General features: G+C 38.6%; 21 protein-coding genes and 1 riboswitch. Of the genes, 4 read left to right on the forward strand and 17 right to left on the reverse strand.

What is annotated here, in order from left to right; translation table 11 throughout:
- Positions 1-68: 68 nt before the first annotated feature.
- From ABD006_RS04680 to ABD006_RS04715, 8 genes are all read right to left on the reverse strand, one after another.
- Positions 69-1139, reverse strand: coding sequence for an extracellular solute-binding protein (locus ABD006_RS04680; RefSeq protein WP_343838167.1), 1071 nt, complete (start codon positions 1137-1139; stop codon positions 69-71).
- A 121-nt stretch (positions 1140-1260) separates the two neighbouring features.
- Positions 1261-2388, reverse strand: coding sequence for an ROK family transcriptional regulator (locus ABD006_RS04685; protein WP_343838169.1), 1128 nt, complete (start codon positions 2386-2388; stop codon positions 1261-1263).
- Positions 2389-2823: 435 nt separating this feature from the next.
- Positions 2824-5328: an NEW3 domain-containing protein gene (locus ABD006_RS04690; protein WP_343838171.1), complete on the reverse strand. Its 2505-nt coding sequence runs from the start codon at positions 5326-5328 to the stop codon at positions 2824-2826.
- 935 nt (positions 5329-6263) lie between these two features.
- Complete coding sequence (locus ABD006_RS04695; protein WP_343838173.1) at positions 6264-8198, reverse strand: BglG family transcription antiterminator; 1935 nt, start codon at positions 8196-8198, stop codon at positions 6264-6266.
- A gap of 168 nt (positions 8199-8366) precedes the next feature.
- Positions 8367-9755 carry a glycoside hydrolase family 1 protein gene (locus ABD006_RS04700; protein ID WP_343838175.1) on the reverse strand — a complete coding sequence of 463 codons (1389 nt, stop codon included), beginning with the start codon at positions 9753-9755 and terminating at the stop codon, positions 8367-8369.
- 17 nt (positions 9756-9772) lie between these two features.
- Complete coding sequence (locus ABD006_RS04705; RefSeq protein WP_343838177.1) at positions 9773-10078, reverse strand: PTS lactose/cellobiose transporter subunit IIA; 306 nt, start codon at positions 10076-10078, stop codon at positions 9773-9775.
- Positions 10079-10151: 73 nt separating this feature from the next.
- Positions 10152-11453: a PTS cellobiose transporter subunit IIC gene (gene celB, locus ABD006_RS04710; protein WP_343838179.1), complete on the reverse strand. Its 1302-nt coding sequence runs from the start codon at positions 11451-11453 to the stop codon at positions 10152-10154.
- 24 nt (positions 11454-11477) lie between these two features.
- On the reverse strand, positions 11478-11786 hold the full coding sequence (locus ABD006_RS04715) for a PTS sugar transporter subunit IIB (protein WP_343838182.1): 309 nt from the start codon (positions 11784-11786) through the stop codon (positions 11478-11480).
- Positions 11787-12140: 354 nt separating this feature from the next.
- On the opposite strand from ABD006_RS04715, the gene ABD006_RS04720 reads away from it, so the two are divergent.
- Positions 12141-12323 carry a hypothetical protein gene (locus ABD006_RS04720; protein ID WP_343838184.1) on the forward strand — a complete coding sequence of 61 codons (183 nt, stop codon included), beginning with the start codon at positions 12141-12143 and terminating at the stop codon, positions 12321-12323.
- A 264-nt stretch (positions 12324-12587) separates the two neighbouring features.
- On the opposite strand, the gene ABD006_RS04725 is transcribed toward ABD006_RS04720, so the two are convergent.
- The 5 genes from ABD006_RS04725 to ABD006_RS17960 form a co-directional block, all read right to left on the reverse strand.
- The gene (locus ABD006_RS04725) at positions 12588-14027 is read right to left on the reverse strand and encodes a CoA-acylating methylmalonate-semialdehyde dehydrogenase (RefSeq protein ID WP_343838187.1); all 1440 of its coding nucleotides are present in this window, start codon (positions 14025-14027) and stop codon (positions 12588-12590) included.
- A 160-nt stretch (positions 14028-14187) separates the two neighbouring features.
- Entirely contained in the window at positions 14188-15699 is a 1512-nt protein-coding gene (locus ABD006_RS04730; RefSeq protein ID WP_343838190.1) for a sodium:solute symporter family protein, read from the reverse strand.
- Positions 15700-15729: 30 nt separating this feature from the next.
- On the reverse strand, positions 15730-17106 hold the full coding sequence (locus ABD006_RS04735; RefSeq protein WP_343838193.1) for an LLM class flavin-dependent oxidoreductase: 1377 nt from the start codon (positions 17104-17106) through the stop codon (positions 15730-15732).
- 245 nt (positions 17107-17351) lie between these two features.
- Positions 17352-18020 carry a carboxymuconolactone decarboxylase family protein gene (locus tag ABD006_RS04740; protein WP_343838196.1) on the reverse strand — a complete coding sequence of 223 codons (669 nt, stop codon included), beginning with the start codon at positions 18018-18020 and terminating at the stop codon, positions 17352-17354.
- A 186-nt stretch (positions 18021-18206) separates the two neighbouring features.
- Positions 18207-18312: riboswitch (SAM riboswitch) on the reverse strand.
- A gap of 518 nt (positions 18313-18830) precedes the next feature.
- Entirely contained in the window at positions 18831-19061 is a 231-nt protein-coding gene (locus ABD006_RS17960) for a PD-(D/E)XK nuclease family protein (RefSeq protein ID WP_425542194.1), read from the reverse strand.
- A gap of 186 nt (positions 19062-19247) precedes the next feature.
- Between ABD006_RS17960 and ABD006_RS04745 the strand changes: the two genes are divergently transcribed.
- Genes ABD006_RS04745 through ABD006_RS04755 form a run of 3 tightly spaced genes read left to right on the forward strand, consistent with a single transcriptional unit; the run spans position 19248 to position 19993 of the window.
- Complete coding sequence (locus ABD006_RS04745; RefSeq protein ID WP_343838199.1) at positions 19248-19466, forward strand: hypothetical protein; 219 nt, start codon at positions 19248-19250, stop codon at positions 19464-19466.
- Positions 19467-19484: 18 nt separating this feature from the next.
- The gene (locus ABD006_RS04750) at positions 19485-19727 is read left to right on the forward strand and encodes a hypothetical protein (protein ID WP_343838202.1); all 243 of its coding nucleotides are present in this window, start codon (positions 19485-19487) and stop codon (positions 19725-19727) included.
- 2 nt (positions 19728-19729) lie between these two features.
- On the forward strand, positions 19730-19993 hold the full coding sequence (locus ABD006_RS04755) for a hypothetical protein (protein ID WP_343838205.1): 264 nt from the start codon (positions 19730-19732) through the stop codon (positions 19991-19993).
- Positions 19994-21411: 1418 nt separating this feature from the next.
- Here ABD006_RS04755 and ABD006_RS04760 read toward each other — a convergent pair.
- The 4 genes from ABD006_RS04760 to ABD006_RS04775 are packed head-to-tail and all read right to left on the reverse strand — an operon-like array spanning position 21412 to position 25078.
- The gene (locus ABD006_RS04760) at positions 21412-22062 is read right to left on the reverse strand and encodes a bifunctional 4-hydroxy-2-oxoglutarate aldolase/2-dehydro-3-deoxy-phosphogluconate aldolase (RefSeq protein WP_343838208.1); all 651 of its coding nucleotides are present in this window, start codon (positions 22060-22062) and stop codon (positions 21412-21414) included.
- A gap of 35 nt (positions 22063-22097) precedes the next feature.
- A complete protein-coding gene (locus ABD006_RS04765; RefSeq protein ID WP_343838210.1) occupies positions 22098-22946 on the reverse strand; it encodes an SDR family oxidoreductase in 849 nt (282 codons plus the stop codon).
- A 2-nt stretch (positions 22947-22948) separates the two neighbouring features.
- Positions 22949-24022: a mannonate dehydratase gene (gene uxuA, locus ABD006_RS04770; protein ID WP_343838214.1), complete on the reverse strand. Its 1074-nt coding sequence runs from the start codon at positions 24020-24022 to the stop codon at positions 22949-22951.
- Between the two features lie 39 nt (positions 24023-24061).
- Positions 24062-25078, reverse strand: coding sequence for a zinc-binding alcohol dehydrogenase family protein (locus ABD006_RS04775; protein ID WP_343838216.1), 1017 nt, complete (start codon positions 25076-25078; stop codon positions 24062-24064).
- Positions 25079-25094 lie beyond the last annotated feature (16 nt).

Here is a 25094-nt window from a genome sequence, read left to right on the forward strand (position 1 = left end):
ACTGATAATCATGAAAATGATTAGAGCAGGATGAGTTTAATCTCACCCTGCCAAATATTTAATAGATACTAGTTTTGATTCTTTATGTTTTGATCCCAATATTCCATCCATTCCATTTCATTTTCACCCATAACGTCCCAATCTAGTTCCATTGGCTTAAGATCAATTTCTTTTAACCAATCAGGCTGGTTATCGCCCAAATCAGAGCGAGTCGGAATTTGGTACTTGTTTTCTGCCAACTGAGCCCTTATATCGGGAGAGAATAAAAACTCAGCAAATAGTTTTGCATTTTCAATATTTTGTGCATCTTTAATAATACCTACACCATCTACTAGCATTGGTGCACCACTTTCAGGAATTACAAAGCCAAAAGGCTGATTATTTTCTTCCTTCTGTAATAAGATATCCTGAAGGTTCCACACCGATACAGTGCCTTCCTGACGAGCCAATTTCAAATATAGATTGGTAGGATCTTGTGCATACTCCTTCGTATTAGCATCCAGTTTCCTTAACCAGTCATAGCCTTTTTCAGGATTATCCGGTCCTTGACGATAAATCATTGATGAGAAGATCGTTCTCATAGTCCCAGAAGGTAGTACACCTCTAATGATAATTTCATCTTTCCATTTAGAATCTAATAAATCATCCCAATCCTGAGGTGCTTCTTCCTTTGAAAGTGCATCTGAATTATACATAATTACTTCTGGGTAAATAATCTCTCCATACCATCGGCCTTCAGGATCCTTATATTGGTCAGGTATGGATTGAGCAAACTCGGGCTCGAAGGAATGTAATAAATCTTCATTTGCTGCTGTATCAAAGGCTGATTGTGTTCCTCCCCACCAGAAATCGCCTTGAGGGTTTGCCTTTTCCCCTCGAACTCTTTCAAGTACTTGTTGTGCACCCATTGTTAACACTTCAACATCGATATCTGGATATTTTTCTTCAAATTTTGGAACTACCTCGTCTACAATAGATTGATCTCTAGCAGTATAAATGATTAATTCTCCACTACCACCTTCCTGACTATCATTTTCCTGACCATTACTACTGTCAGAAGACTCTTGACTACAAGCAGCAAGTAGGGTAATCAACATTAAAAAAAATAGTAAAAATATCTTCTTTCTAAAGTAATGCATAATAAATCCTCCTTGTAATTTTATATACTCTTATAGTCGAGAGTAAGAACTTTCTTTCATTACATTAGTTCTTACTTATCGACTTAAAGACAAATGGATAGCTGCCTGGATATTCTTAGATTTAAAAATTTGGTTCATAGAAATGTTGTAATGCTAGATGTAGTGCTCCATATATACCAGCTTTTGATTCAAGTTCAGTTATTTTTATTTGAGGAATTTTCGGTACATAGGATTCTATCATTCTTTGAAAACGGTTGTAATAAAAATTATTCAAATATGTAAGTTCACCAGAAAGTATAACAGCTTGAGGATCAATAATACTGATGATATTGGATGCAGCTTTCGCCCACTGATTGATCGTATCTTCTAAGATAGTTTTAATATCTTTATTATCACAATTCTTTTGCAGAAAATTTAAAAGTGATTTCTCATCTTGAATATCAATATTTAACTGCTTTAACTTTTTACTAACACCAAATAAGCCATAATTTGTTTCGAATACACCCAAATCTTCACTTAATGGTTGTTGATTGCCTATTACCATATAACCTATCTCACCAGCAGCTGAATGAAATCCTTTATAAAATTTACCATCAAGAAACAGCCCGCTACCTATCCCATTTCCTATAAACAAATAAATGAAGTCATTAATTCCTATTCCCTCTCCTTTATAAAACTCTCCAATTGTCATAAGATTTACATCGTTCTCTATTATGATTTGACTATTTAAGCGAGTGGATAATTCTTGTTTTAAATTAACATTATCCCAGTTAATCGATGGTGATGAACTAATAACTTCCTCATTATTCATTTTTATACCTGATACACCTATAACCATACCCAAAACTTTCTCATCATCTATTTGTTCTCTATTTAGTAACTCTCTAACACCTTCCGCAATGATATTGACGATTACGTTACCATCAGAGAATGGAGTAAATTTTTCTTTATGAAAGTTGATAATTTCCCCATTCATATCTCCAAGTGCTAAGAAAATGGTTTCATTTTCAATTAAAGTACCTAAAACATAGTTTGAACGAGCATTATATTCTAAATATATTGGCTTTTTTCCGCCAGTGGATGGTCCCAATCCAGTCTCAAAGACCAAATCATCCTCTATTAGTTCTTTAACGATTTCAGAAACAGCGGGTTTACTAAGATTAGTTTTTTTTGAAAGGTCAGCTCTTGACTGCCTGGGATTCTGCTTTAACTCATTTACAATTTTTTCCCGATTCATCAACTTAACCATCTCAGAACTGGACTTCTGCATATTTACACTCCATCTGCTAATTTTGTAACTTAGATATAATTTTTTACACTTATATTCTTGTTTTTTTCAAACTATGTTAGTTAGTTTAACTATCTAACTAAGTGTAAGTATATAATGTATGCGCATACATGTCAAATTGTTTTGAAAATTTAATATGATACTGTTATTGGCTCTTTTACCAGAGTGTATAAGACTTCCACAGTACCTCTGTGGAAAAATAAAATAAGAATTTCGCAGTCAATAAAACCACAGACATCAAACAAGGAAGAGATGATATAAATGCTTGACCTTTCTTGGTATTAACTTTAAGTGGTTAACAATTTAGTTCCGCTTTTGTGTAGAATACATACATCGTGAAAAACACCCCAAAAGTCAGATTTCAGTCCAACCTTTGGGGGGATGTAAATCTAAATCTTATTCATCTTCTACCCCGTAACTAATCATATTCGTGAAAATCCGATAACCGCCTGGTACCTGGTTATCAATTTGGCGATAGAATACGAGGTTAGTGTACAGATAGGTACCTTCTCCGTATTCAGTGAGTAGAATTCCACCATTGAAAGGCTCTTCTCCAGGATCTTTCATGGTAACGAATGTTTCGTAACGCTCATCCCAATTCATTGGGAAGTATAGCCCTCTTTCTTGTACCCAGTTATCCCAGTCACTATCTGTAATTTTGTTCGGATAATTAAATAGTTTATGCTCGGGTTTGGTAACGGTAACTTCCGCATTCTCATCTGTTACGCGCCATTCAATGGACGGTTGCCCGATTTCTAATGGATATGGAGCGGATGTTTTACTGTCCCAATTATCCCATGGTTTATGGTATTGAACGACCAAATGTCCGCCATTTTCCACATATTCTAGTAAACGATCATTATTTTCTACAAGGTCATCTCGGGAAAGACTTGCTCTTATTCCTGTAACGATTGTATCGTATTTGGATAGATCAGCGGAGATAAGGTCTTCCTCATCTAGTTTTGTTATATCAAATCCTGCATCGATTAAATAATCGGCAACTTTATCAAAGCCACTTTCAATGTATCCGACTTTTAGATTATCTGGTTTTAAGAGTTCAAAGGCTACTCCATTAATAGTAGAAGGATACTGATAGTACGAATCATTAATATGATCGTAGGAAATTTCTTGTACCGTTGTGTTAAACTGTTTTCCATTCGATTTAGCTATTGCTTCGATGTTAAAATTTCCTTCCGCGACATTAGAAGGTGGTCTTAAAGTAAAAGTCACTTCCTTTTCGTCAAAGCGATCTGTCAAAGTAATATCTCTTTGTGCTGGTTCACTGATCCATCCATCTGGAAGATTTAGCGAAACTGTTGCCTGATTTTTTTCATTAGCATAATTTTTAACCTTCACCGTAACGGGAATCTCTTCCTGAACATTAGCGGTATTAACGGTAAGGTTTACTGGGTCAGGTGTTATACTTAATTCAGGTAAAACAGCTACTGAGTTATCCAAATCAATAACTTGTGATGATTTTACACCATTTTCTTTAAACGTAATGCTTGCTTGAATGGTAGGTTCGGCATAGGGTTTAAAATATTTTGCATCCTGTGGAACCGTAACAGTGTATGTTACAGACTTAGTTTCATTTGGTTTTAGGTGTTTAACCTTATTGTTACCATTAACTTCCCAGTTGTCCGGTGTTATCAATGATGCATTGATATGATGTATTTTGCTATCCCCATTATTGGTGAACTGTATTGTAACTTCTGTTTCTTCTCCTTGAGTTAAAACATAAGTATCAATAGAAGTTTCCACCTCAAGGCTTGATGATACAAAACTTACTTGTTGTAATTGTTCTTTTTTAATCTCAAGTTTATGAAGTAAATCATTCTTCGTAGCTTCATCAATACTTGCCTTCTTTGTTAAGTTATAGATATTTTCAACTTGTTTTAAAGCTTGCTGTGATTTTGGGAAGATAGCTTCTCGGTTAGGGTAAAGATCAATAATGGAGTCTAAATCTTGTTGAAGTTGTCCTAATTTTGTTTGAAGTCTCTCATCAGTAATGACTTTCGCCCATTCATCAAAGTCATACGGAATTCCGGCAAATAAGTCTGTTTGATTCTCTGGGGTAGTAGAGTTGATTAGTTTTAGGTGGAATTGTCTTGGCTCGACAGGGATATCATTTCCCATCCCTTGACTTTTGTGCATATACCTGGATTTTTCGCCAAGCTGCGGATACGACATGCCATATATAGGATCATAATCACCAATCTCGATGGATGTAGTTGCAGTTTCTTCTGATTCAGCTGGTACGTATAATTTCTTGGGTTGCCACACATTTAGGCCATTTTCCAATTGTTCCGGGAATACGGTAGGGTCACCAGCATCTTTAAACGCACGCTTACTTAGGATTGTCATGGCACGGTGATGTCCGTGCTGACTGTCCACATTTCGGAAAGAGGGCATCACAATATCTGGTTGATAGGTTCTAATAAATTTGATTAATCGCTTATAAGTAACTTCTTCGTCCCATTTTTCTAGTGTTTCTTCAGGGGATTTAGAAAAACCAAAGTCATAAATTGTATCGTTTGTTGTTTCGCTTAAGTGATAGGCTTTCACACCGGTAATTTTTGAAGCTTCAATCATTTCATTTGAGCGGATGATACCTAAGGCATTTCCTAACTCACTTCCGATTTCATTTTGTCCACCTTCTCCACGATTTGCAATCATACTAGCTGTTTTTACTCCTAGCCCTCTGGATAGATAGGCTAGCAGGTCACTTCGCTCGTCATCAGGGTGTGCTCCAGTATTTAAAAAAGTTACAGTAGTATCAAGTGGTTTTATTACATTCCAAAGCTCGACATCTTGGCCTTTCGTCTGTTGGGCAAATCCTACCATAGGGTAGAAAGCTGCTATTAACAGGATTGCTAAAAACAGATAGAAAACTTTCCTCATAAACATTAACACCTTCCATTTTATTTTTTTTGAAGCTCCTTTCGTAAATCTTGATGCCCCTCCTTGTCAAATTTCTAAGAAAAAGCCTTATAAAGAAGTTAATCTTGTCCTCCTTTCTACATACCTAGTTAGTAAGGCTATCTAACTAACTAGCTATATGGTATTTCTTTAATCAAATTAACATATGTTAGAAAAATGTAAATATTAAGAAAGTTCTATTTATGCCTTTTGGTTTAGGAACAAAGTAATTATTTAAACCATATAAACCCTAGTAATACAGCATTTAACTAATCCTTAAATAATTCCATCCCTTAACTGTAAATGCCTTCAAGCACATATTAGTAATAATGCTCATAGTAAGGTGAACACATTATTAACATATCCTCATCCTTTAACTTGCCCTTCCACTCCACTTCTTCGACCTCCCTTTTTATTCCCGATATCATAAGCAATAGTTGTTTTTTTCTTATTATAATCATCAAAGAGCTTTCTCCAATGTGTGATTACATTCACCGACAAATATGGTGTTACAATCATGGCTTCTTCGGCTCGCTCAATATCTGTCTCAAAATCCTTGTGAAGCTACAACTTTCTCACACCAACAAAAGTTTTGAGTATTTATTATCTATAGCTATAAGTGTTGCGCTATTTCTGTATCTCATTGATTTACTGGTTCCGTACTATAAGGATAGCAGTACATAAAGGTGGGTTATTTTCTGCTATGATCTGAATTTATCCCGCCTACTCCCTTTTTATAATATGAGCTTTCTTAATCTATTAAAAAAGGCCTTGCAGAACCCCTCTGCAAGACCTCATTCCAATATCCATCTTCCTCAGTCATATCCAATCATTTCTTCTAATTCATACCGACTCCTATTTAAACCGAGCCTCAGCCCAATCGGCATGATCATTACTATTCCCATCGCCATCAAACCTCAGCTCATCATAAAATTTTCTGAAATAATACCGATAAATTCCTCAAAACTATTCACCTTGACTAACTGTTGCACAATTGAAGGGCTGTCGATTATATTACCCAGTAAATCGTACAAGTATTGTAAGTTCTCTGCGCTGTTTTTCTTCACACTAAGGATACAGATAAATTGGACCGGCTTATCATGCCATATGACAGGCCTGTCTAGTGTGCATACAGATAGGAAAGTCTGATTGGACTTCGGGTTTATTGGATGAGGTATGGCTACTAAATTTCCAAACGATGTTGGTGCGACTCGTTCCCTTTCATATATGGATTCTAAAAATGATGAATCTACGAGGCCTTTTACTGTTAACTGATTTGTCATGAATGATAAAGCCTCTTCTTTAGATTGGAACTGTTTATTTAAGAATATAAGCTCCTTCTGAAACAGAGAGTGCAAACCTTGTTCACCTTCAGATACAAAGTTTTTTATTCTGTTTAAATCATCATCTCCCAGAATTGCATTAACTTCGATGACGGGTACAGGTAATTCTTGTGGTATTGGAATAGAACTTACAATAAAATCAATGTTGTCTAAATTATACTCGTCAAGTTTATAATATTCTGTCGTTCCAACCACTTCGATTTCATTGTAAAATCTGGCTTTTAACTTGTAATAAATGAGTTGGGCTGTTCCAAAACCTGAAGCACAAACCACTAAACATCGCTTAGGACCTGATTGTAATTTTTTTCGTTCAATTGCTGCACCTATATGAAGCGCAATATAGCCAATCTCATTCTCATTCATCTCCGTACCTATTTGATCTTTTATTGCGAGTGCAGCGACAAGTCCCGCTTCAAAAGCTAAAGGATAATTCCTTTTAATGTCATCTAACATAGGGTTTCGTATATTCATATCATATTTATAACGATTTATTGCAGGCTTCAAATGTAGGCCTAAGCCTATGATTAATTCTTGATCATCACTTATTCCTAAATTCATTTCCCTTTCTATTTTATTAAGAGAGATTTGAACTAATTGATAAGTTTCATCGTCCATAACCTGCTCGACTACACGATTGTTTATATTTTTCTTTGACAGCATTTTCGTACCAAGCAAGTGCATTGTTATATAAGCAATCTCAGACTGGGGAAACTCTACCTGAAACGATTTTTCAACTTCATTTACTATCTGCTTTGCGACTCTGTATTCATATTTATCAACAAGCTGATTGACATCAGTTTGGTAAAAATTAACTTTATATCCACTTTGAATTCTTTTGTATGCAATGGCTATATGAATAAGCAGATTGTTAATGGCGATGTCAGACAAAGTTATTTTATGTGTATTTAGCTGATTCAAAATAATTGATAATATCGCGTCCAATTCTTTTTTGGAAAAAGCTGAATTGTAAAATTCCTGGATATAGTCCTTTCTTTCATCAGAATGATCAAAGACATACTCTGACATACAAAAACGTAATTTAAGTTCGCTCCCTTGAATCTTTAAACCATAATTAGGTCTTGCTTCCAGTGAGATCTCATATTCGCTGAGTATTTTTTTTACATCTTTTAAGTCATTTTGAATGGTCGACTTGCTAACATAAATTTCATCAGCTAAGTCTTCTAACTTTACGTAGCCCTCACTTAATAACAACCTTTTAATTAAATATACAATTCTGTCTTCCCGGGACCGTGGTATATTGTTGTTTTCATAAGCATTGTCACTTAACTCAGAGTCTAAATACTGCAGAAATTTATTTTCATGATGAATGGTTAGTTCATACCCTTTTCCCATAACTGAATTTATCGAACTACCATGTTCAGAAAGAATTTCATTTAATTTCTTTATATCTTCTCTTGTTGTCCTTGATGAAACTTGATTGATGTTCGCTAAATATTTTCCAGTTAATGGTGAATGAGAAGCCATTAATTCTCGCAAAATAACTTTCATACGGAAGTTTAACATAAAGGATCTTCTCCTTATTTTCTATGAATCAGCTTTCTCTGCGTAATCCAAAGGGGCCTGATCCAAGTAGAATCAGGTACCCTTACCAATGATAACGACACGATACATAAATTAAATCATTATCTACTAACTTGATGTGTATCTTCTCTAACCTTAAAAACCGTTATTATTCGATACATCTCTAATCCAGTAAGCACTTTTCTTTAGAGTTCGTTTTTTCGTTTCAACATCAACAGAAACAAATCCATACCTATTTTTATAGGCATTCATCCATGACCAATTATCCATAAATGACCATAAATGATAGCCTTTTGCATTGCATCCCTCTTCAATAGCTTTGTGCAGCCATTTCAGGTGTTCCTGAATAAATTCTATCCGATAATCATCCTGTATTTCTCCATTTTCGACAAATCGGTCCTCGTCCTGAACTCCCATGCCATTTTCTGAGATGAAGGATTCAATGTTTCCGTAATTTTCCTTTAAATTAATCATAATATCGTATATACCTTTTTCGTAAATCTCCCAGCCACGATACTTGTTCATTTTTCGACCCGGCATTTCATAATTATCAAAGAACCAATCCGGCATAAATGGACTATATGGATTAGGTAAATGTCCTTTAGCTTTTACCCTGCGTGGTTGATAATAATTGACCCCTAAAATGTCAGCAGTGTTGTTTTTAATAAGCTCAAGATCACCTTTTCGTGTTACAGGCAATTGACCATGTTCTCTTAATATCTCAACTAATTCTTCCGGGTATTCTCCTAGCACTGCAGGATCTAAGAAACTTCGATTGAAGAATAAGTCGGCAATACGGGATGCTCTTAGATCAGCTGGGTTTTTACTTCTTGGATATGAAGGTGTTAAATTCAGGATGATTCCAATTTGTCCATCCTTGATATCAAGAGTATGGAAGTATTCTACTGCTTTGGCATGTGCAACGATCGTATGATAAGCTACCTGAAACGCTCGTTTTGCATCGACTACATTCGGGTAATGAAAATCGTAAAGATAACCACCTTCTACTGGTACAATTGGTTCATTGAATGTAAACCACTTTTTCACTCGATCCCCAAATAAACGAAAGCATTCTTTAGCATATTGCAGGTAGGCCTCAACCACATCACGTTTTTCCCATCCGCCCTCATTTTGAAGTTCCAGAGGCATGTCAAAATGGAATAGGTTCACAAATGGTTCAATATCATTTGCAAGTAATTCATCAATCACATTATTATAAAACGTTACAGCTTCCGGATTAACCTCACCACGTCCACCAGGTATTAGTCTTGACCAGGAGATCGATAAACGAAATGTATTATGTCCGATTTCCTTCATCAAACGAATATCTTCTTTATATAAATGATAGAAATCTGAAGTAGACTCTGGACCAACATTATCAAAGAATCGGTTCGGTTCTGTTTGATACCAATAATCCCAAATGTTTTGACCTTTACCACCTTCATCAGCAGCACCTTCTATTTGGGTAGCAGACGTAGCACTCCCCCACCAAAACCCTTCTGGAAACTTATACTGTAAAGACATGTTGAAATTCCTCCCTTTTATTTATTACGATAGAGATCAATAAATTCTGTTGCTAAATCCTTTACTGCCATTGATGTCATTAAATGGTCCTGAGAGTGTACTAAAATTACATTTACTGACTCTCCTTCACCATTCACTTCATCTTGTAACAACTGCGTCTGATAACTATGTGCTTTACTTAATTCCTCTCCAGCCTTCTTAATCAAACGATCCGCTTCCTGAAAATCCCCTTCTTTCGCTAACTGAATGGCTTCCATTGCGTCTGAACGTCCGTTACCAGCGTATAATATAATTTGAAATGCGATTTCTGTCATTTTATCCATACTCATTCACCTCCGAAGTAACCCAAAAAGCCCTTGTATTTACTTATATAGTCAAGGGCTTTTCTTCTAAATACTAGTCATTACCCTTGGATGCTTTTTTCTCATTTTCATAATAATTTTTATCCATAATTTTGAGGAATGGCCACCAGATTCCCATAACAACAATTAGATTAAAGGCTTGTAGAACAGCACCTTGCCATGCATTACCGGTTGCCAAATATCCACTTAGTATTGGTGGTGTTGTCCATGGAACAATTATCCCTGCCGGCTTTGGTACCATTCCAGTTGACATTGCAAAGTACGTAATAATGGTTACAACGACTGGTGCTAACAACCATGGAATAATCACCAATGGGTTCATCACGATTGGCAAACCAAATATTATAGGCTCGTTTACATTAAATATTCCAGGAGGGGTTCCCAGCTTACCAATTTGTTTCAGCTGTCTGCTGCGTCCAATTAAATAGATTAAAAGAATTACTGCTAAAGTCATTCCTGTTCCGCCCATACCTACAAGGAACGTATCAATGAATTGCTTTGTAATTACATTAGGAAGTTCTTCTCCTGCCTGGAACGCCTGTAAATTTTGATCATTTAACGCATACCAAATTGGATCGAATACTGAATTAACGATAATCTGGCCATGCAAACCAAAGAACCAGAATATTTGGATTAATAGTACAGCCACAATGGTTGCAGGTAATCCGCTGCCTAAAACAGTCAATGGTTGTTGGATAACTGTATAAATAAAGTTCTGGACGGTTTCGAAAGGTGTAAAACTAAAGATAATACGAATAAGTAAAAACACTGTTAAAGTTAAGGCTATTGGAATTAAAGAGCTAAATGACTTTGAAACAGCATCCGGAACTCCCGCTGGCATTTTAATCGTCCAATTTTTTTGAACAAAATACCGATATAATTCGGCTGCTATGAAAGCAGTGAAAAGTCCCAGGAATAAACCTTCAGCTCCTAAAACAGATGTTGGAATAACTCCTGTAATATCCTCCAAAACTTGTGGTGTTAAGATTAGAAATGCTGCTAAAGCCACAACCCCACCGTATATAGGTCCTTCAATCTCATATTGCTCTGTTAATTTATATCCTATACCGATAATGACGAAAGCTCCCATAATACTTAAGGTTGCATTAGATGCAGGACCAAGAGCACTTTGATATGCTGCAAACGCTTCTTCACTCAATATTTGATCCAAAAATGGAAAATTTGCCAGGACAACAAAAATAGAACCAAATATAATCAATGGCAGCGCAATCATAAAGCCATCACGCAAGGCAGTTAAATAGCGGTTATTATTTAACTTATCAGCGATAGGTAATAAAATATTTTCTAAGAGCTGCATAAACTTATTATTTTCCACTGTTGTTTCCCCCTTTTTGAGAAGTTAATCAGCCATTAACTCCAGAGCTTTTTCCAGAACCGCTTCACCATCCACACGTCCATAGGCAACTGGATCAATCGAATCAATCGGTAAGCCTAATTCATCAGCTTTTTTAGAGAATTTCCTTTTCAAAAATCTCATCTGAGGACCTAAAAGCAGTACATCCGCTTTCTCCATATCCGTTTCTGCTTTATCCTGTGAAACAGCCCAAATTTCTGCCTCAATTCCTTTTTCTTTGGCCACTTCCTGCATTTTCTTTACCAATAGACTTGTTGACATTCCTGATGAACATGCTAATAGAATTTGCTTCATATATAATTCCTCCCTGAAGTATGGTTTATCTATCTACAATTCGAAGTTTATAGTAAAAGCGCTTTCAACTAAACCTATTAATTTTCCGCCAGTAAGAGGAAATGTCTAAGCAGCAAACCAATATCCTTAGAGAAACCGGAATCCATTTTTATATTAGTCAGCTATGTTAGCGGAATAATGTTTCAGCAAATAAGTGAAATCTATATTTTGATCGCGTAAATAAGATTTAAAGAGTTGCTAAACGTTTTAAATATATTAAAGCATGAAATTCAGGACTTGGCTCAGTCTGCGGGAGATGAACTGGTATCGAAGCTATAATGAAAGCCTTAAAGCAAAGCAGGAGTGCCGGGGTATATGAGAATATTTGAAAATAGTGGGAGAAAACAAGGGGTTGCCAGTGTTGAATTAATTCTATTAGTCACCAGAAAATCAAAATGGCAAATTGGAGAAATCCAAAGCAAAAAAAGACTTGCAGGAACTTACGTCTCGTTTGGAGAGCCATCTAACTGGCGAATGACCAGTGCAGGAAAGGTATAAAAATTCCGTTTACAGGAAATTCAAAGGAACTAATCCATATTGTTGCAAAATTTATTTTTGAGCAGAGATTTTCTTCTATTTTTTACTTCCCTCTTTTCCTATTAAAATCGAGTTCTTTTTTTAAAAAAATACCATATTAGAGCGGACGGAGGGGCGTTTCCCTCCGTCCTTAGCCTGCCACCACTCGAAAATTTGTCGAATCAGGAAGCCGTGAAACATTTGTGAAACAATATTTTTCGGGTGGTGACAGGCACCAAAACCCAATCAAACCCAGCGACTTGTCACAACCTTCTGTCTCGTATAAAAGGCTAATCCGTCTTTCCCATTAGCATGCAGGTCACCGTAAAAGGAGTCCTTCCAGCCTGAGAAGGGGAAAAAGGCCATTGGTGCTGGTACACCTATGTTTACGCCTAACATGCCAGCATCAATCGTTTCCCGGAATCTTCTGACCGCACCTCCATCGTTAGTGAAAATGCAAGCCCCATTGGCAAAACGGGATTGATTGGTTAATTCAACGGCGGAGTCAAGGTCTTTTACTCTTGCTATCGATAAAACGGGCGCAAAAATTTCATCCTGCCAAATTTTCATCTCTGACGTTACCTCATCAAAAATCGTCGGGCCGATGTAATAACCATTTTGCTGTACGACCTCATCATTACGGCCATCACGGACAAGTTTTGCTCCTTCTCTTTCACCGGTCTCAATATATCCCAGTGTTCGCTGCTTATGTTCTTCCTGAATAACAGGGCCAAGAAACACCCCATCATCCAAGCCATTCCCGATTTTTATAGTATTTGCTTTTTGTATAAGCAACGAAATCACTTCGTCAGCCACACTTTCTTCAACAGCAACAACCGAAGCAGCCATACACCGTTCACCAGCAGACCCGAATGCAGCATTCACGATTTGTGTTGTTGCGTGTTCCAGGTTCGCATCACGCAGAACAATCGAATGGTTTTTCGCTCCGGAAAGTGCCTGGACCCGTTTTAAATTGTCCGTACCTCGTTTGTATACATACTCGGCGACTGGTTGGGAGCCCACAAATGAGATCGCGGCAACCTTTTTGTGGTCTAATAACCCATTGACGACATCCTTGGCACCGTGAACAATATTAAAAACTCCCTGTGGCAGCCCTGCTTCTTCTAACAACTCAGCCAATCGATTCGCAAGCAATGGGGTTTGCTCGGATGGTTTTAAAACAAACGTATTTCCTGTTGCAATCGCCATGGGAAACATCCAGCAGGGAACCATCATGGGAAAGTTAAACGGAGTAATGCCGCCAATGACCCCAATCGGATAACGATAAACCCCCGATTCCAGTCCATCAGCAATAGACGGCAACTGTTCTCCCATCATTAATGAAGGCGCACCGGCCGCAAATTCTACATTTTCGATGCCGCGTTGAACCTCTCCCTGTGCTTCCTTAAAACTTTTTCCGTTTTCAATCGTGACAATTTCAGCTAACTCATCCTGATGATCAACAAGCAGCTGCTGATATTTAAAAAGGATTCGAGCCCTTTTTGGAACCGGAACCTCCCTCCACTCCTGAAATGCCTCAAAAGCAATCTCAACAGCCTCATGCACATCTGCCTGGGAAGATAGCGGAACCTCAGCGATCACCTCCCCTGTTGCTGGATTATACACCTTCTCACTATACTGGGATCCAGCTTCTACCCATTTCCCACCTACATAATTTTTTAGCATGGTGCCTGTCACCTCCCGAATTTTGTCGATTATTGTTGAACGCTAATTACTTAAAATACCATTTGCGCAGAGATAATCCGATTACGACTAAACATGTTATAAATCCATAGAGCCATAAGGAAAGCATCGTATTTACGAAAATGACTGCTCCCTCCTTCCTCTAATTTGCTTTCGAGCCTTCTTTTTCAATCTCATACATCATTCGCGGCTGTGGGTCTTTCAGCACGCGAGCCAATACCACAATCGTAAAAATCCCGATAGCCGTCGAAACTGCACCCGCAGACATGGTACTTGATATCATTCCTCCAAAATAGATAACCAGATACGAGAGGAGTCCCACGATCATCGACACCTCGGCTGCCCGTGCAGGTGCTTTTTTCTTCCCGTAAACCGCATACAGGATAGGTCCCATCGTCCCGGCTGCAACCCCTGACACGCCAATCCACAGCACATCTCCCATAAAAACAGGAGGCTCTAATACAATAAGAAAAGCAATCAGGCCAATCAATGGAACGGACAAGCGACTGATTTGCAGGGCTATTTTTTGCGCTTTTTGTTCACTGACATTCACGATTTTCCTTTTTACTAAAACTTTAAGAAAAATATCGTTAGCAAAAACGGTAGAAATAGACACAAATAAACCATCAGTGGTTGACATGGCCGCTGCAAGAATAACCACACCAAAAATCGCTACTACTACAACAGGAAACGCCCATACCACATATTCCATTAAAGCAAGGTCGGGGGCTGCAACATTTCCCCCTAGTGCTGCTCTGCTAAACAATCCTCCAAATAAAACAAAAAGGGAAAAAGCAGATGCAATGACATAAGTCAGGATCATTTTCCCCAGATCCCGTTCGTTTTTCAATCCAAGCACTTTGTTAAATAAGTGTGGGGCAGAGGCAAAGGCCCATTGGATGACGATGGCACCTATCACGAGACCAAAGGAGTGAAAGTGAGTCGATTCCGGATTAAATACCTCTACTAAATGACCACTCTGATTAGCCAAATCGTTTGTAATCCCTGTAAAAGTGGCGGAAATACTGCCTTCCCAAAAGATTACAATACCTGACACAACTATAAACAAACCTGCAATGGCCATCATAACCGCCTGAACCGCATCCGTATAAATATCAGCAAAGGCTCCACCTGCAAACACATAAATAACAACAATAGCTGCGATAAACACAAGGCCGCCCGTATAAGACATATCGAGTAAGTATTGGAAAATTCTAGCCCCGGCAACAAATTGGGCTGCAATGTAAAAAATGTTGAACAGCAAAATCAGGCCTGTGCCTACCCGGATGATGTCACTCTTGTAAAAGTCCCCCAGCCAATCTGGCAATGATAGGGACTTTTGGCCATTATTCAGCTTTCGCACTCGTTTTGCTACCATTAAAACACCGATGGGACCTCCGCCAATCATGGCTAAAAAGAGCCACAGGTTTGAGTATCCCCAGGCATGGGACCAGCCGGGATATCCTAAAAACGTCGCTGCACTTAAATAGGTAGCCGCAAAGGATAACCCGAGTACATAGGGCCCCAATTTTCCACCGCCGATTGCAAAGTCTCCAACACTCGTTGTCTTTCTGGCACTAAGTAACCCTAATACGAACATTACCACCAGAAAGACTCCAAACCCGATCCAGGTATAAAGCGTTAACGTATCCATTTCCCTCTCCTTTCCATATAAAATATAGTCCTACCGATTTATGGACTGTAAACCGAGCTGTTTGGCAGGGTGATGCTCCGGTAAATGGGCATAGCCCTTTCCAAACATATTTTCACGCAATGTGTTTCCTTCGTATTCCGTTCGATAAATGCCTCTTCTTTGTAATTCAGGTACAACATAATCAACAAATTCCTGAAGGGTACCTGGTGAATAAGTTTGCGCGATATTAAAGCCATCTACATCACCGTCGAACGCCCACTGTTCCATTTTGTCTGCAATCTGTTCAGGCGTACCAATAAACTTCACCGTCCCATTTCCTAAACCATGATTTTTAACGGCTTCCCGTAACGTCCATTTCTTATTCGGGTCTTTTGCATACATGTCCAGATTCCCCTGCACCGCATCGGTTTCCATATCCTCTATATACTGGTCCGGATCGTATTTGGAAAAATCAATCCCGGTATGGCCGGATAAGAGGGCAGCAGTACCTTCATAGCTAACATGGTTCGTCAGGTCCTCAAGTTTCGCATACGCCTCTTCCTCTGTGGAACCAACGATGGGTAAGATCATTGGGAAAATCAGTACCTCATCCGGATTACGTCCCTGAAGTTCTGTTCTTCTTCGTATATCAGCCGAATATTCCTTTAAAGCATCTAATGAATGATTTTTGGTAAACACGGCCTCTGCATGTTTGGCGGCAAAATCTCTTCCTCTTGGAGAAGCGCCTGCCTGAAATAATACGGGTGTGCGTTGCGGCGATGGCTCGACCAAGTGAGGGCCCGGGACATTAAAGAACTCTCCTTCATGGTTGATTAAATGCACCTTTTTAGAATCAGCAAACGAATCATTCTCTCTGTCATAAATCACACTGTCCCTCTCCCAGCTGTGCTCCCACAATTTATAAACAACCTCCAGAAACTCATCGGCACGATCATATCTAAGATTCTTAGGCAGACGCCCCGAAAGCCCCAAATTGACAGCCTCACTCTCCAGATAAGAGGTGACGACATTCCAAGCAATCCGCCCCTTCGTTAAGTGATCCAACGTTGACAACTGTCTCGCCAACGAATAGGGCTGTGCATATGTGGCGGATATAGTAGGAGCAAATCCAAGATTATCTGTCACGGACGCCATGGCTGAAATAGGAATAAGCGGATCATGGGCCGGGAGCTGAACTGCCCCGCGGGTCGCCGCACTGTGTGAGTTTTCATAAACGCTGTAAGTTCCAAGCACATCGGCAATAAAAAGAGCATCAAACTTTCCCCGCTCTAATGTTTGCGCCACCTCTATCCAATAATCCAGACGATTATGCTCGGTCCCTTTGTCCTTTTCATGTTTCCATAAACCGGTTGAATGAGGGGACGGCGAATTTTGTATAAAACCATTTAAATGAATCTGCTTACCCATACATCATGCTCCTTTTTGAGAGATTTTTTATACTTTAAAACGACTGCCAAGAAGACTTACCCGGCGCAGTAGATGAGATTTTTATGTTCTAGTCTGACGGAAGCCGATGATGCTGCAGACCGTGCTGGACACGGGACATAGCCATTATGATGCGATAAACGTTCAACTCCGGCTTGCCGTTTTCAAAAGGCCCGGCAATCGTAAAAGGTTCACACTAGCTGAATTCTTTAAGGATGGTCCATTCGTCAGCCTCTGTCATAAGCATTCAAGGCATTTACACTGTGGGCAATGGCAGAACCAGCCTTTAAAGCAACCGCAACAAAGATCGCTTCCGAGATTTCCTCCAAATCAGCACCTGCCTTCTTCGCATTTTGGGTGTGAAGGTCAATGCAATACGCACAGCCTGTCGTGTGGGCTGAGGCAACCGCAATGAGTTCCTTTTCTTTCTCGGTCAATTCCTTGGTTTTAATGGCTTGCTGGTCAAAATCCAAAAAACTCTTGAATGTATCCCCGCTCAGTTCAGCAAACTCCTTCAAACGATTGAAATAGGAGGCCTTATATAGCTCCTCATCCCCAGCTCCATCAAAGGCATTCAAAGCATTCACCCCATGAGCTGCCGCAGAACCTGCCTTCAAAGCAGTCGAAACAAAAATAGCTTCTGAAACCTCTTCCTTTGATGCTTCCTGTTTTTTTGCATTTCCAACATGAAGTTCAATGCAATATGGGCATCCAGTTACATGGGCGACACCAACAGCAATCAACTCTTTTAATTTCACGGATAATTTCCCGGGGGCCAGTGCCTGATTGTTAAACGCAAAAAACTTTTCAAATGCTTCTGGTGCATGTTCTTTCAATTCTGTAATCCGGCTAAAGTAGGACTTCTGGTATAAGCTATCTGTTTTTGTTGTGGTCATTAAAATCTCTCCCTTTTGATTCGTTTTAAAATTCAGTTTCCGCTATTGCCATTCACATAAATCGATACTGTTCACATAGGTTTACTTGGTTTAATGCAAATAATAGCCCATGAATGTTCTCCACCCCTTCTTTTTGGGAATTAAAAAAACCTCTGCCGATGAGGTAGAGGTTTTAAAAACAACATCATCTCATCTTTCAAGCAAATGCTTGCTGGAATTAGCACCTTGTTACATGCGTAACGGTTGCTGCGGGATCAACGGACCAGTTTCCTCCCCCGACTCTGGATAAGAGATTCATATTTAATTTTAAATTGAATTGTTCACATCATATCGGTTATATATTAAATCTGTCAAGTGGGAATGTTTTTATTTTTCTGAAATAGGACTTTTTGGGGGGACGGAGGGACAGGTTCCTCGTCCCTGGGGGGTGCCTCCCTGGGGTGGTGCCTGTCACCACCCGAATAATATTGTTTCACAGAATGTTTCACAATTAGAGGATAAGACATTTTGGATTAATAACATATCTATCAAAATTAATAATTAAATATAAAAAAACAAGGCTTGTAGCAATCCCCCCACAAGCCCACATCCTGTCCACCTGTTCCCCCGTCCCTATATTGTCGTCACATCCTGGATATGAAGTATTTTAATAATCTGAATATAGGGTTGTTTGATACCTATGATATATAAAATTTTCTGGTATAGGAAGTGGTTTTATCAACCTGATACGATTATCTTTTGGAAGGGTATTAAGCTCTTAGTTTGGTTTGTTTTGTAGTTGGTTTGATGCTATGTATTACAGGGGGACTATCACAGATATAATTTCGTCTGATTCTCAGATTCACTGCTTAACACTCTATTCTCAATCGCAATCAAATGATCATCAAAAAGAATCAATAAATCTAACCGCCGATGGTCCCTCAACTGGTATTCTCTAAAAAGTTGAACATTTTTTATCCCGGAAATAGTTTTTCCCGAAATCCACTTATATAGTTGGGCAAGTGCCTCGTGACCTATGCCTTTGATTTCGGGATTTAATATAAATTGCTAATCAGGTTTTCATCATAGGCTCTATTTGTAACGGAAAGGAAGGTTGGCGTCTGTTCAGAATATGCTTGCTTGATTTCGTCTGCTTTCCGGACCAATGACCTTAATTGATCAGTGTATGAGATACTTTTATTAAGGTTCATATCTTGTAACTCATAGATAGATCATGAAGATTTGGAAATGCTTTTTTCATATATTCCTAATCGGCACTATATCTTCCTTACAAGACAAGGGGAACGGGCCGCTTCTCATTATTTCAAATCTTTAAGTTATCGTGAATTAATCAGGATATTAAAGCAGGTGGACCTGGAAAATACAGAAGAGAAAGAGCGGTTTTTGTACCAGGAGTTTCTCACGCATTTGGAGGGGTATATTGTGGATAATACAGAAAAACAGTAGGAACTAAGCCGGTTGTATTTGAAGCATCATGATATGATTGATGAAATGGAAAAGGCCTATGAAAACCAAAAACAAAACTTCCTGAAAAATTTAGAAAATCTGCTGAAAGAGTATTGGGAGACGGGAAAATGGGTATATGATTTTTCGGTTAAGCGCGGCTATCAGCAAATTCGTTTTTATGAGTGGAAGCATTTAACTCCAGACGTTCATGTTGAGTTACATGTACACAAAGAAAGTATATCCAGCAAAATCAAATTGTAGTGATGATTGATATAGAAGGATTGGGAAGAAACGAACTATTGCATGCCGCGAGAAAAATGATAGACAGTGATTTAAAAGAAGAGATGAGTAACAGGAATATGGACTGGAAGGTTCTGAAACGCCCAGCTGCACTGGTAGAGAAGATAAATAAATCTGAAGAGGACATTTTTTGGGATGCACATTCTCTGGCGGATTTAGTTAAGGAAATTGTTGAGGATTTTAATGTTGTATTAGAATCTTTTAATCGTCTGCTAAAAGAGAGGTAATACCTGCGCTTTCCAGAAATGGTCATTCTCACAACCCCTAATAGGTAGGCTAAAGTGTGACATCACGACATGATGTTAGGGCGATATCTATGGATAAAACGATTGAATCGGATTATACAAACGGAATTTATCTGCACTTTTCTTTACAGTAAAATATAAAACACAAACAGAGGGAGAAATATGTTGAACTTCATTTACATAATCATCGCTATATTTATTACGGTTTTCCTAATTTTCCTTTTCTTTTCTTATAGAAGTGAGAGTAAAGGAGATCAAGAGCATCCTCTTTTAATTGCTCTTTTTGTTTCCACAGTATTCGGGCTATTAGTTTCAGTCATTATTTCGATTTGTATATTAGCTTTAACGGGTTCATTAAACTTGATAAATGAATTTCTAAACTTATCCTTAAATCAGAAACAGATCATTTATTTAATGTTATGGTACTTAGTTTTCAGTTTTTTCCTTGAGGCAAATTTAACCAGGATTTTATTATCCTTCTTTGGCTATTCGAAAATTTCATACTTCGTGAGTGTGAGTATACTTAGAATTTTATATTTGCTGGCTGTTGGATATTTATTATCTATTGACCTTGATACGAACATTACAATTGCTATAAGCTTTGCGCTATTTCTGTATTTAATTGATTTATTGGTTCTGCACTATAGAATAGCAGTGTGTAAAGGTGGGTTATATTCTGCTATGATTTGAATTTATTCCCCTCCTCCCTTTCTACAACGTGAGCTTTCTAAATCTATTAAAAAAGGCCTTACAAACGAATAATAACCTTTGTTCTATCATAAAGTAAAATAACTCATTATGTAATAAAGGGAACTGATTGAATGTCTTACATTAAAAAATATATTGCAAACCGCTACATCAATCCAAAACCAAACCGGAACAGATACTTTAATGGTTTCCATATTCAAAAACAAAAACGCATAGCTAGGCCATTTTCTTCTTTTTATCCTGAACCAGAAAAAATACAAAAAAAATCCACCGATCGATAAATCAGCGGAATTTTTCTTTATATCTTAGGTTATATAATTCATTAATGGTTCTTGCCTTCTTATCTTTATGAGAGTTCTTGCTAAACCCATACGCTGGCAGTCCCAAAAGTTTTGACCTTGCAACAATTTACCGGTGCCATTGAAATTGGTCGCCATCCTGGGTTATTACCCTTTACATTTCTTACTCCTAAAAAGTATTTGGAGGAGTAAGGACTCCTTGACCTGGTTAAGAGACAATATATTTAAAAAAACGTATCCCGTAAATCATTATATTTTGATTTACGGGATTTATTGCTAAAGCAATCAGGCCCGTGCATATCGAGTATTGCCAGGTATTGAACCAAGAATATTAGAGGCTGGGGCAATTTACCTGTCCTCTATGTCCCACCCCTAAATCAGAATTCTCTTAGCTTATTTTGAATTCCTTACCTGAGCAACCTTCTCCACATATCTCTCAGCTAAATTTTGCAGTGCTTTCCAATCCCCTTGTTCAATTAATGTTTTATTGACAAGAGAACCGCCGATCCCTGCTGCAACTGCTCCCGCATGTATAAAAGCACCTAAATTATCTAAATTCACTCCACCAGTGGGCATCATCGGAACTTGGCTAATAGGTCCTTTAACATCTTTAAAGAATTGAGGACCAACAACGGTAGCCGGAAATACTTTTACCATATCAGCACCCCATTGATAGGCTTGATGGATTTCAGTAGGAGTAAACACCCCAGGAATCATTAAGATGCCTTGATTCTTTGTATATTCTATTGTCTCTCGATCTAAGATAGGAGCAAAAATAAAATCAGAACCAGCCTCAATAGCTTCTTTTGCTTGTTCCTTATTTAAAACCGTTCCGGCTCCAATTAGAATTTTGTTCCCATGAACCTGTTTTAGCTCACGAATCATTGCAGATGAATTATCTGAATCCATAGTAATTTCGATACCAGAAACTCCACCGTCCACAAAAGCTTGGACGAGTGGGGGGACCTTTTCAGGATCTACTTTTCGTATAACCGCTACAATACCCGACGTTAATAATCTATTTAAAGATGCTTGATTACTCATTATGGTCTCCTTTCCAATACCTTGTCTACAGCCATTTAGACACCAGAGTAGGCCATAAACCCACCATCTACCGGTACAGTGACGCCTGTTACAAATCCAGACATGTTTTCATCCACTAACCAAAGCAAAGTTCCGAGTAAATCTTCAGGCTTACCGAATCGTTGTTGTGGTGTATGACTAATAATTTTATTGGATCGTTCAGTTAAAGAACCATCTTCGTTTAGTAATAGATTACGGTTTTGATCCGTTAAGAAAAACCCTGGTGCAATCGCATTCACACGAATACCAACGTCCGCCATGTGAACAGCCAACCATTGAGTAAAGTTGTCAATTCCCGCTTTTGCTGCACTATATGCTGGTACCTTGGTCATCGGAGACGGTGCACTCATCGATGACATATTAATAATGGTTGCGCCCTTACGATTGGCCATTTTTTTCAAAAAGACTTGAGTAGGAATAAAGGTCCCGACTAAATTCAAATTGAAAACAAATTGAAAGCCTTCTGTTGTCATATCGAAAAACGTAGATATATCTTTATTTCTTAAATCCTCTGGCTTTAAGGTTTCATTTGTAGTCGTTCCATCAGGATGATTTCCGCCTGCCCCATTAATCAAAATATCACAGATACCTAACTTTTCTGTAATGATTTCTTCTGCCTTACGAACACTTTCAATATCTAGAACATCGCAGGATATAGCTAAGGCTTCTCCTCCAGATTCCTTGATATCTTGTTCTACCTTTTTACCAGATTCTATAGTACGGTTTAAAATTGCAACTTTTGCTCCTTGGCGGCCAAGCTCACGAGCCATAGCCCCACAAAGCACCCCACTTCCTCCTGTAATAACAGCTACTTTTCCTTCTAAATTTTCATTTAGCTTTAGCAAAATTATTCTCCTTTTTCTTTTAGTCGCTCAAGGGAATCCCATATTCCCCATAAATACATAACCCCTAGTGCACGGTCATACAGTCCATAACCTGGTCGGCATTCTTCTCCCCAAATGTGTCTGCCATGGTCAGGTCTTGCATAACCCGTAAACCCTACTTCGTGATAGGCTTTAACGATTTCGTATACATCAACTGACCCATCCTGAGTACGGTGGGAAGTCTCAATAAAGTCACCGGTTTCATATCTTTTTAGATTTCGAATATGGGCAAAAGGAATTCGATCGGCAAACTCTCTTACCATTTCCGCTACATCATTTTCAGGATTAGCTCCTAATGAACCACTACAAAGGGTAATACCATTATAAGGATCATCTACAAGCTTTAAAAATCTTTCTAGGCTTTGTTTATTAGTAATAATACGTGGTAATCCAAACACAGACCAAGGCGGATCGTCCGGATGAATACCCATTTTGATGTCATTTTCCTTTGCGACTGGGATGACCTTTTCTAGAAAATATTGAAGATTCTCCCATAAATCCTCTTCCGTTACGTTCTTATATTTTTCAAATAAATTCGCTAAATGAGCGAGTCTTTCTGGTTCCCATCCTGGCATCGTATACGCCGAGTTTTTCGAAATGGTGTCGACCAATTCCATCGGATCAATGTCCTTCAATTTGTCGTTTTCAAAAAATAGAGCGGTTGAGCCATCTTCCATTTCCTTAAATAAATCGGTACGCGTCCAGTCAAACACCGGCATAAAGTTATAGCAAATCACCTTCACGCCAACCTTGCCCAACTTTTTAATCGTTTTAATGTAATTCTCAATGTATTGGTCACGTGTAGGAAGTCCAAGCTTAATGTCCTCGTGAACATTAACACTTTCTACCACATCGATATTTAATCCGTGTCGATCGGCTTGTTCTTTGACTTCCAAAATTTTATCCATTGGCCATTCATCACCGGCTGGGACGTCATGTAAGGACCAAACAACCCCTTCAACACCCGGAACTTGTTTAATATGCTCCAATGGGACACGGTCATTATCTTCCCCGAACCATCGCATCGTCATTTTCATAGAATTTACCTCCCTATTGCCTCGTCTCACAAATCAATTTTATAGTTTAATAACAACCTTACGTGCTTCTGGCGGAGCTTGGTCCATTAATTCAAAGGCTTTTTCAGCTTCACTTAATTCAAATTGGTGACTTACTAATTCCTTTACATCAAACTCTAGCGTGTTAAATAATTCAACCACTTTCGGGAAACGGTGTGTTTGTAAGCGTGAACCACAAATCGTTAACTCTTTCTTCGTAATATTCACTTGGGCAAGCTGAGACACTTTCGTATCAAAACCAAGTAAAACCACTCGTGCAGCCGCAGATGTTACCGCTACTGCTTGCTCAACTGTCTGCGGAAGACCAACCGCATCAATGACGACATTGGCACCCATGCCTCCAGTCCATGCAAACACTTCTTCTTCTACATCAGAGTTTTGTGGATTGATGATGTGATCAACCCCCCACTCTTTCGCAAAAGCAAGACGCTTATCATTGAAATCAGAAATTGCGACCTTCGCACCTGCTTGCTTTGCCATTTTCAAACAACACAATCCAATTGGGCCAGCCCCAATGATGAAAACATAATCTCCATCTTGAACTTGACCACGATAGATAGATTGAGCCCCAATCGTAAATGGCTCAATCAAGGCAATCTCAGACCAATCTCTATCATTATGGACCCGATGCACTAAATGCTCGGGCATCACCATCACTTCACGGCCACCGCCTTCACGATGCACACCATAAACTTGTACACTCTCACAAATATTCGGACGACCTTGTTTACAAGCATAGCATTCTCCACAAGATGTCATCGGTTCTATCACTACTTTATCTCCTACAGATAAGCCAGTTACAGAATCGCCCGTTTCTACAACCTCTCCAGCAATTTCATGCCCTATAACCCGAGGATAGGTCGCAAAAGGATTTTGTCCATGAAGAATGTGCATATCAGATCCACAAATTCCCATCGCTCTCATCCGTATTTTTACTTCATTGGGCTGTTCTAAACTTGGCTCTTCCATTTCTACTACATTTAATGTTCCTGGTTCTTTTACTTGAATTGCCTTCATTATAAGCCCTCCTTTT

Source organism: Salinibacillus aidingensis (genome assembly GCF_039522525.1).
Classification (GTDB): domain Bacteria; phylum Bacillota; class Bacilli; order Bacillales; family Alkalibacillaceae; genus Salinibacillus; species Salinibacillus aidingensis.